The organism is Gemmatimonas sp. (assembly GCF_044376735.1).
In the GTDB taxonomy this organism is placed as follows: Bacteria; Gemmatimonadota; Gemmatimonadetes; order Gemmatimonadales; family Gemmatimonadaceae; genus Gemmatimonas.
In genome coordinates, this window is the sequence record NZ_JBILKJ010000103.1 from 1 (window position 1) to 9,942 (window position 9,942).

Here is a 9,942-nt window from a genome sequence, read left to right on the forward strand (position 1 = left end):
GGGCTCGGCCTGCACCGATGCCACCCGGGCCTCGAGTTGTGGCAGCGCATCCGTTGGCACATCCCGCTGCAGCCGTTCCAGCCCGTTGGCCAGCGCACTGATGCGCTCCAGCAACGCCTCGGCGGTAGGCTCGACGTCGGGGACCAGCGCCCTGTCAGCGTCGGACAGCTTGGCCGTCACCTCCTTGATCGTCAGCCGGTCGTCCACCGCGTTGCGCAGCATCTCCCCGTAGGCCGACGCCAGCAGCTGATCGCCGGCCACCAGCGCGAGTTGCTCACGCAGCTTCACGTCGTATGGACGGTCGTCAGACGACGCCGCGATCGCCTGCCACGAGCCATTCCAGGCATCGCCCGCCGACACGCCAAGGCGACGGAGGCGCATGAAATCGCGCGCCAGCATCTGCGCGCTGGCGAGCGCGGCGACTCCAGCAACGAGCATGGGAACGGCCATCAGCTTGAGATCCAACGGCGCGCCGATCGCGAGACTGCCGATCGATACCGTGGCCGAGCCCAGCACCCACTTGGCGTGCCTCACGAACGCCCGCGACGCCTCGGCGATGCGCGCCGGCTTACTACGCGGATCGGCGTCCGCCTTCGGGGTCACCTCGCCGTCGAAAATGCGCGCCAGTGTGATACCACGACGGCGCAGGCGGATGTAGCGACCGAGCACGCCCATTCCCATGCCCATCGCCGGGAAGATCGCCCACGGGAATCCGGGACTCGTCGTCGCGTTGATGACACCGAGAAACACGATCATGCCGGCGGTCGACAGCAGCTGCCCCTTGAAGCGCTCGATCACGTCATCGTCGCTACGCCACGCACTGGTGGCATCACCATATTGATCGTTCCACTGCGCCTGCACGTCGCGGCGCTGCTGCCGCACCGCCATCCGCCAATCCTGCATGGCTTCCTTCGACGCGCGGTTCCACTCGCGCACCTGCTCGCGTGGCGCGCCGGGGGGGAGCGGCGGCAGCGCCGGCATCGGCGGCAACCCACCCGGCGCGGGATACGAGCGCGGAGCAGGTGCCGGAGCCAGCACATTGCGCGGCGCCCAGTCTTCCGACCGATGACCGTAGCGTGCCTCGTCGCCACGGTCCGGCGTCCGCGCATTGGGTGTCCCGCTGAAACTCACCGGTGGTGGCGCCGACGACGGGAACGGCGCCGACGCGTATGCGCGGTGCGCGCCCGTGAGCAGCGAGCCATCGCGTTGCACCTTGCGCAGCGCATCGCGCAGCTTCAGCGCATTGTCCCACCGATCCTGAGGCCGTTTGGCCAGACACCGCTCGAGGATTTCCACGAGCGTGTGAGGTGCATCGGGACGCACCGCGCGAATCGGCATGGGCGTTTCGCTCACATGCTTCATGAGCATCGCGGGCGTGGTCGTCGCCTCGAAGGGCAGTCGGCCAGCCAGCATGAGGTAGCCCACGACCCCCAACGAATAGATGTCGCTGCGTCCGTCGATCTCGCGGTCGCCGGTGGCCTGCTCCGGACTCATGAACGCCGGCGTGCCGACGGCAATGCCGGTCTGCGTCAGGCGTGATCCACTTTCGGCGGCGCGCGCAATGCCGAAGTCGGTCACCATCGGGCGACCGGACTCGGTGTCGATCAGGACGTTGTCCGGTTTGACATCACGATGCACGACGCCGCACGCGTGGGCGTACGCCAATGCATCGGCCACTTGCTCGAGCATGTGCGCGATGTACTCGAACGTCAGGCGCGGTTCGCGCACGATGCGCGCGGCGAGACTCTCGCCCTTGACCAGCGCCATCGCGAAGCACACCAGTCCGCCTTCCTCGTGCACCGCATAGATCGGCACAATGTGCGGATGATTGAGCCGCGCCGCGGTCTGCGCTTCGCGCACGAAGCGTTCGCGCACATCGCCGCGAAACGCGAGCTCGGGCGGCAGCACCTTGAGCGCGACCTCCCGCTGCAGACGCACGTCCTCGGCGGCGTACACCACCGCCATGCCGCCGCGACCAACCTCCTGCCCCACCAGATAGCGATCGCCGATCGCGGCCGTGACGCGGTCGCGCAGGAGATTCGACTCGGCCTGGTTTTCCGCCGCCTGCTTGGCCGCGCGCTGACCGTCAGGCATCACGTGGTCCGATTACGCCGATCCAGCGCGCGACGATGTGGCCTCGCGCACCTCGTTGGCAGCCTGGACCGCGATATCGACATCACGCGCCAGCTGCATCGCCTGCTCCGCGACCAACGTGACGCGCTGGACCGAACTGTTGCCGGTACGCAGGCGCACGAGGTCGAGGCGCACGTTCTCGAGGGCAATGCAGCAACTCTCGAGCTGCCCGCGTCGCAGGGCACGCTTGCCGAGCGCATCGGCCACCGCGCGACGATCGCGACGGAGCTGCGCGAGACGACGCACGCGTCCTTCGCTGCCTTGCATGTCGAGCGGATTGGCTTCGGCCTCGAGCGCCCCGATCTCGAGATCGATGCGTCGGGCGGCATCAGGCCCCTGCTCGCGGTCTGCCCGCGCGATCTCGCGGGCGATGATCTCAACCTTGTTCACCAGATCAACGGCCGTGCGGGCGACATCGGGAATACGCCCGCGCTCGTCGACCGGCAGCGTGCCGAGCAGACGGGCGATCTCCTCACGATCGGCACGCGCCGCCTTGACCATCGCCACGAACTCGCCGAGTTCGTCATCGCGTGACGGGGCGTTCGGCGTCGCGACACTGGCACGCAGCGTCACCGGCGCCATGGGCGTCGGCGACAATACCCCATCGAGTCGGTTGCGCAGACGCCCCTGCGCGCGCAGTTCTTCGCGCTTCTTGCGACTGAAGGTGGCCATGACCTTGTCGCCGAGATCGGACAGGACTTCACCGAGCATGCGATGTTTGGGCTGCTTCAGCACGTCGGTCCAGTCGAACCCGTCTGCCCAGAGCTTGGCGTACTTCCACGCGATGTACACGGTCCACAGCGTGGTCAGCCCCAACATGTCGCCGTTGGTGAAGACGCTGATGGCGAGGATCGCGCCGTTCACGAACAGATACGGGGCCAGCTTGCGGCGGAACGCGACCACCGGCGGGGCGTACCAGCGCGCCTCGTCCTCGGCCGTCGCCACGTACAGTTCGTCATCCGAAAGCGACGGTGCGTACAATCGATTGGGCGTCGCGGGCGGCGTGACCGCCGTGCGCGACTGATAGCTGGGTGCCTGATACGCCGGCGGGGTGTACGGCGCGGGCGCGTACGGCACCGTCGGACCGGGCGCCCCCATGGCGGCCAACGGCATCCCACCGATCGGCGCCCCAGTGAACCGCACCGGCACGCCGGTGGTGAGCGGGGAAGCCGTCGGATTGGTCGGCGGCGGCACCACGCCGGTCTTGAGCGCCGTGACCATCTCGCCGGCGCTTTGGAAACGGTGCTCCGGGCTCTTCTCGAGGAGTCGCATGACGATCTGCGACAGATCGTCGGGGGTATCGGGACGCCGCAAGGCCACCGGCACCGGCACCTCGGCCAGATGCTTCACCAGCAGCGCTGGCGTGGTGCCGCCGATGAAGGGCGGCTCTCCCGCCAGCATCTGATACGCGACGATCCCCAGCGAATACAGATCGCTGCGCGCATCGAGGTCACGATCACCCGACGCCTGCTCCGGCGACATATACGCGGGCGTGCCGATGGCCATGCCGGTGGCGGTGAGCCGCGAGGTTTCGCCGCTGTCGCTGGCCGCTCGCGCGATCCCGAAGTCGGTGACCAGAGCCCGTCCGTCGATGCTGTCCAGCAGGATGTTGTCGGGCTTGATGTCGCGATGAATGACGCCGCGCGCGTGCGCGTACGCGAGCGCGTCGGCCACCTCGTGCAACCAGCGCCGGACATCATCGACCGGCAGCGGTCCGCGCTTCTGCAGCTTCGTGGCGAGGTTATCGCCGTCGATGCAGGCCATCACGAAGAACACGAGGTTGCCGACTTCGTCGACCGAATAGATCGGGACGATGTTCGGGTGACTCAGCTGAGCCGCCGTCTCCGCCTCGCGAAGGAATCGCGTCCGGATGTCACGACGGAACGACAGCTCCGGCGGCAGGAGCTTGATCGCCACGAACCGCTTCAGCCGCTTGTCGCGGGCCCGGTACACAATACCCATGCCACCACGACCGATCTCCTGATCGAGTTCATAGGTCGCACTGAGCGCCTGTTCCACATGGGCGCGCAGCTCAGCATCTTCGGCGGCTGGGACTACGGAATCGGGCACTCGCGTGGGAATCGGGGAGGTCGGATCGTACGTCTAGTCTAGCACCAGAGGGAAACCGGCGACAGCAGCCGCGCCGCTCTGGCTCGCCTGCCGTACGGCCCAAGTTCCCGGGGAGTTGCAAGTCGGCCCGCCGTCAGTTTCCCCCGAGCGGCGCATCGGTCATCCTGACCGCGGCAGCACCCCATGGTGGGACCGACAAATCGGCGGGTCGCCAATCCACCCGCTCCGTCATTGCGGCACGCCCCCCCCGATCAGCGGGCAAAGCCTGCCGCCATGGCGTAATCCCCGCGGTGCGAAACCTGCCGTTTGACTAGCGGTATTCCTCTTCCAACGGGATCGTACGCCATGGGTCAGCGCCAAACACTTCCTGTCCTGCCGCTTCGCGGGACCGTCATGTTCCCCGGCATCACCGCGCCGATCGCGGCGGGCCGCCCCGGCACCTTGAGAGCCATCGAGACGGCGCTCAAGGGAGATCGGCTCGTCTTTGCGGTCGCGCAGCGCGACAACACCGAAGAGCCGACGTCGGACATCCTGTTCACCACGGGCGTCATCGCCCGCATCGGCCAGATCCAGCGCGGTCTGGGCGGTGTGCAGTTGCTGCTGCAAGGCGAGCAACGCGCCACGGCGTTGCAGTACGCCGAGGTCGACGGCTACCTCCAGGCGGTGATCGTCCCCGCCGAGGAGATGATGCCACTCGACCTCAAGAACGCCGCGTTCGAAGCGCTCCATAAGGAGGCGCGCGAGCGTGCCGCCGAGTTGGGTGAAAAGCGCGGCCTGCCCGAGGAAGTCGTACATCAGGTGCTCGACTCGGTCGACGACGCCGGCAAGTTCTCCGACCTCGTGGCGGGCTACATCGAGTTGACCGTCCCCGAGAAGCAGGGACTGCTGGAGACGCTCTCGGTGGAAGAGCGCCTGCGCCGCGTGCTCGTACACGTGCAGCGGCAGATCGGCTTGCTCGAAGCGCAGGAAGACATCAAGTCGCAAGTCCAGGAAGAGCTGGGCGAGCGGCAGCGCGAGATGTTCCTGCGCGAGCAGCTGAAGGCCATTCAGAAAGAACTCGGTGATGACGATCAGTCGAAGGAAATCACCGAACTCCGCGAAAAGCTCACCAAGCTCGAGCTGCCCAAAGAAGCCCGCGCCGAAGCCGAGCGTGAACTGGGGCGCCTTGAGCGTGCCGGTCGCGAATCCATGGAGGCGCAGGTCATTCGCACCTACCTCGAGTGGATCGCCGAGCTGCCGTGGAGCAAGCGCTCGGATGATCACCTCGAGCTCGCCCGTGCCGGCGAGATCCTCGAGGAGGATCACTACGGCCTCAAGGACGTAAAGGATCGCGTCCTCGAGTTCCTGGCCGTGCGTCAACTGCGCGCGCAGCAGGTCGCCTCCGAAGTGGACACCACCGGGGACGGCCAGAAAACCGACGCGAAGGAGGCGAAGGCCCGCGCCATGGCGAAGGGACCGATCCTGCTCTTCAACGGACCGCCGGGTGTCGGCAAGACCAGCATCGCCAAGTCGATCGCGCGTGCACTGGGTCGCGAGTATGTGCGCGTGGCTCTCGGTGGTGCGCGTGACGAAGCGGATATCCGCGGTCATCGTCGCACCTACGTGGGCGCCATGCCTGGTCGGATCATTCAGGGGATGAAGCAGGCAGGCAGCAAGAACCCCGTCTTCCTGCTCGACGAAGTCGACAAGCTGGGCACGTCATATCAGGGCGATCCCTCCAGCGCACTGCTGGAAGTGCTCGACCCGGCCCAGAACGACTCGTTCACGGATCACTATCTTGGCGTCCCGTTCGACCTCAGCGAAGTGCTGTTCATCGCCACGTCGAACTTCATTCAGAACATCCCCGGTCCGCTGCTGGACCGTATGGAAGTCGTGGACTTCAGCGGCTACACCGAGCGCGAGAAGTCCGAGATCGCCAAGACGTACCTAATTCCGCGGCAGCTCGAGGAATCGGGACTGGGCCAGCGCAAGCTCACCTTCACCGACGACGCGGTGATGAAGGTGATCAGCGAGTACACGCGCGAGAGTGGTGTGCGGCAGCTGGAGCGTCAGCTCGGCGCGGTGGCGCGTAAAGTCGCGCGACGGGTGGCGATGGGCGACACGGCCACGATCGACGACAAGGTGATCAGTAGCGACGAAGTGCGCGAACTGCTGGGCCGGCCAAAGGTGCATCCGGAGCGCGTGGCCGAGCACGATGAGGTCGGTATCTCGACGGGCATGTACTACACCCCGATGGGCGGCGACATCATGTTCGTGGAAGCGAGCATTCGTCGTGGGTCGGCGGCGCCGGTGACGAGTGACGAAAGCGCCGAGGTGGTGCGCGTGGGCCCGATCTCGTTGATCCTGACCGGACAGTTGGGCGACGTGATGAAGGAGAGTGCGCGCGCCGCCCTCACCTACGCCACCAACAATGCCGCGGCGCTCGGGATCCCGGCCAGCCGGGTGGCGTCGGCCAGCGAGGCACACATTCACGTGCCGGCGGGCGCGATTCCGAAGGATGGCCCCAGTGCCGGCATCGCCATCGCGCTGGCGTTGGTCAGCGAAATGTCGAACCGCAAGGTGCGGCGCGACGTCTCGATGACGGGTGAGATCACGCTGCGTGGCCGCGTGTTGCCCATCGGCGGCGTGAAGGAAAAGGTGCTCGGCGCCCACCGCGCCGGCATCAAGGAAGTGATCATCCCGAAGGCCAATGAAGCGGACCTCGAGGACGTGCCGGACGAAGTGCGCGAGCAGCTGATCTTCCACCCGGTGGAGACGATGCGCGAAGTGCTCGCCATCGCCCTGGTGGATCAGGGGCGCGCCGCGCCAGTCGACGTGGAAGAGCTGATTGGGGTATAAACGCGGAGTACGGGGTACGAAGTAAGGAGCCGGGGGTGGTGGGCTGTCCGTGGCCTGTCACCCCCGGACTACGTCGCATGACGTATTCCGCTGGCCCCCTGACGAGCGCAAGTTGCCTCCATGACTATGCCCCAATCGTTCATACGCGGCAGCGTACGTCTGGCCACCGAGGCGGACCACGAGGCAATCCACGCGCTGAACTATCGGACCTTCGTCGAAGAGATTCCCCAGCACGCGCCGAATGCCGCGCGGCGTCACGTGGATCGATTCCACGACGACAACGTATATGCCGTGTACGAATTGAACGGCCGCGTGGTCGGCATGGTGAGCGGGCGTACACAGCGTCCGTTCTCACTCGACCAGAAGCTGGGCAGCGTCGACGACTATCTCCCGGCAGGCCGGACGCCGGTCGAGATCCGGCTACTGGCGGTCGAGCCGGAGTTCCGCGCCAGCCGTGTGTTCGCGCAGCTCGTGGGATTCATCACGCGGCATTTCCTGGCGCAGGGCTTCGACCTTGGCATCATGTCGGGCACCACACGCCAGCTCCGCCTCTACCGCCATCTCGGATTCCACGCCTTCGGCCCGCTCATCGGCAGCGAGCAGGCGTCGTATCAGCCGATGTACATCACGGCCGAGGAAGTGCTGGCGTGGCCGGACGCCATGAACGAGGGTGCGGAGGCACTCAGCAGCGGCGCCAACTTCTTGCCGGGTCCGGTGGGCATCAGCGATGCCGTCCAGCGGGCGATGCAGCGCGGCGCCACCTCGCATCGGGCCGACGCGTTTCACGCGCGGTATCGCGACGTGCAGGAGCGGCTGTGTGCCTTGGCCAACGCGCGGCACGTCACGATGCTGTTGGGCTCGGGTACGTTGGCCAACGATGTCGTTGCCGCGCAGATCTCGTTGCTCGACGCGCCCGGTGTGATCGTGAGCAATGGCGAGTTCGGCGAGCGCCTCATCGATCACGCCACGCGCATGCGAATCCCGCACACGGTGGTGCGCGCGCCGTGGGGTGACGCACTCGACTACACGGCCGCCGCGCGCGCGATGCAGCAGACGGGGGCGAGCTGGCTCTGGGCCGTGCACAGCGAGACGTCCACCGGTGTGATGAACGACCTCAACGCACTCGCCGAGCTCGCGCGGTCGCACCACGCCAAGCTGGCGCTCGACGTCATCAGCAGCCTCGGCACGGTGCCCCTTTCGTTGCGCGACGTGTGGATGGCCAGCGCGGTCAGCGGCAAGGCGCTCGCCGCATTCCCCGGCGTCGCCATCGTGTTCCATGATGGAACCGTGGGCACGCCCAGTACGCGTATCCCGCGCTATCTCGATCTGGGCTTCGCGGTGGCACAGCAGGGCGTGCCGTTCACACAGTCGTCGAATCTGCTCGACGCACTCGGCGCGTCGTTGTCGGAGATCGTCTGGCCGGCGCGCTTCCGGCGCCTCGCGCTCGACGGTACATGGCTGCGTCGGGCGATGGAGTCGCGCGGTTGGCGCGTGCTGGCCGACGCCAGTCACGCCTCACCCGCGGTGCATACACTGATTCCGCCCGCCGGCGTCAGCGCACACGCACTCGGTGAGCAGCTCCGCGACGCCGGATGGCTGGTCAGCTTCGAGAGCGGCTATCTGCGCGAGCGGAACTGGCTGCAGGTGTGTCTCATGGGGCACTATGCGCCGGAGGCGTTGCGCGCCTTTCCGATCGCCCTCGATCGCGTTGCCGCTGCAGCGTTGTCATCACTGAGAGTTCGCGAACAGCCGGAACACGGATCACACCGATGGATGGAAACAACACGGATACGCAGTAGCCGCGCCCTGTAGAAGCGCCGTTGGCTTACCCTCGTTGTTTACGTGTCAGAGGTACTCCGTGCCCGCATCGCGCCGTGGCGCCCCGTGCATACCCGCCGTCCCGCACGTACACGAACCACCCAAACCCCCTCGGCACTCTGGACTGCAGTTGCTGAACTCCGACCACTATACCAGTCTGATGCCAGTACTCTGACCACTGAGTACTGGATCAGCGGTCAGTATCCGATCGGCCCCAAACGAAACAGACTCCACGGCCACACCGGCGCGCCCGGCTCCGTGCCCGTCATGAACCACTCCACATAGCGGCGCTCTTCCGGCGTCTTGCTATCCGACGGCTGTCCCGTGGCCCGATCGAGCTCCACCGGCACCACGCCCGGCGGTGGTGTCCAGATGCCACTGGCACGATTGCCGTAGGCCGCCGCGATGATCTGCCCCGCGATCGGCGCTGCCAGTGTACCACCCACTGCGCCCGGCGAGATCATCGCCGGCTTGTCGAAGCCGAGCCACACACCCGTGACCAGTTCCGGCGTCATCCCGACGAACCACACATCGGTGTTGTCGTTGGTGGTGCCCGTCTTCCCCGCCACCGGGATGCGCGCCGGCACGATCTTGCGCAGCGCCGTCGCGGTGCCGCGCGTGACCACATCCTGCAGCATGTCGCGCATGATGAACGCCACCCGCGGGTCCATCGCCGGCCGCGCCGGTGCCACCTGTGGCGTGAACACCGTACGTCCAGTGCGATCTTCGATGCGCTGCACGAAGCGCGGCTCGACGGCCACGCCTCCGTTGTCGAACGTCGCATACGCTGCGACGAAATCGAGCGGCTGCACCACGCTCGCGCCGAGTGCGCTCGAGGGATACGGCGAAATGGGTGAGCGCAGCCCCGCGCGGCGCGCCAGTGCGATCACCGAGTCCATGCCAACCGCGAGCGCGAGCTGCACCGCCACCGGATTGCGCGACTTCGTGAGCGCCTCACGCAACGTGAGCGCGCCCAGGAACGCATTGTCGGCGTTGTCGGGGCTGTACGTCTGTCCGTTGTCGAGCCGGATGCGCAGCGCGGTATCGGCCACCATCGCATTGGCCGCCAGCCCCTGCGCGATC

Annotated in this window: 5 protein-coding genes; 2 read left to right on the forward strand and 3 right to left on the reverse strand. The window is 66.8% G+C overall.

Translation table 11 applies throughout. The annotated features are described in order from the left end of the window. Both ACIRA7_RS12255 and ACIRA7_RS12260 read right to left on the reverse strand, forming a co-directional pair. Positions 1-2,094, reverse strand: a 2,094-nt coding sequence (locus ACIRA7_RS12255) for a protein kinase (RefSeq protein ID WP_396221132.1), incomplete at its 3' end; no start/stop codon positions are given. A gap of 12 nt (positions 2,095-2,106) precedes the next feature. Beyond that, on the reverse strand, positions 2,107-4,203 hold the full coding sequence (locus tag ACIRA7_RS12260) for a protein kinase (RefSeq protein ID WP_396221133.1): 2,097 nt from the start codon (positions 4,201-4,203) through the stop codon (positions 2,107-2,109). A 345-nt stretch (positions 4,204-4,548) separates the two neighbouring features. On the opposite strand from ACIRA7_RS12260, the gene lon reads away from it, so the two are divergent. Both lon and ACIRA7_RS12270 read left to right on the forward strand, forming a co-directional pair. Further along, complete coding sequence (gene lon, locus ACIRA7_RS12265; protein ID WP_396221134.1) at positions 4,549-7,041, forward strand: endopeptidase La; 2,493 nt, start codon at positions 4,549-4,551, stop codon at positions 7,039-7,041. A 120-nt stretch (positions 7,042-7,161) separates the two neighbouring features. Then, positions 7,162-8,853: a GNAT family N-acetyltransferase gene (locus ACIRA7_RS12270; protein ID WP_396221135.1), complete on the forward strand. Its 1,692-nt coding sequence runs from the start codon at positions 7,162-7,164 to the stop codon at positions 8,851-8,853. Between the two features lie 203 nt (positions 8,854-9,056). On the opposite strand, the gene ACIRA7_RS12275 is transcribed toward ACIRA7_RS12270, so the two are convergent. After that, positions 9,057-9,942, reverse strand: an 886-nt coding sequence (locus tag ACIRA7_RS12275; RefSeq protein ID WP_396221136.1) for a penicillin-binding transpeptidase domain-containing protein, incomplete at its 5' end; no start/stop codon positions are given.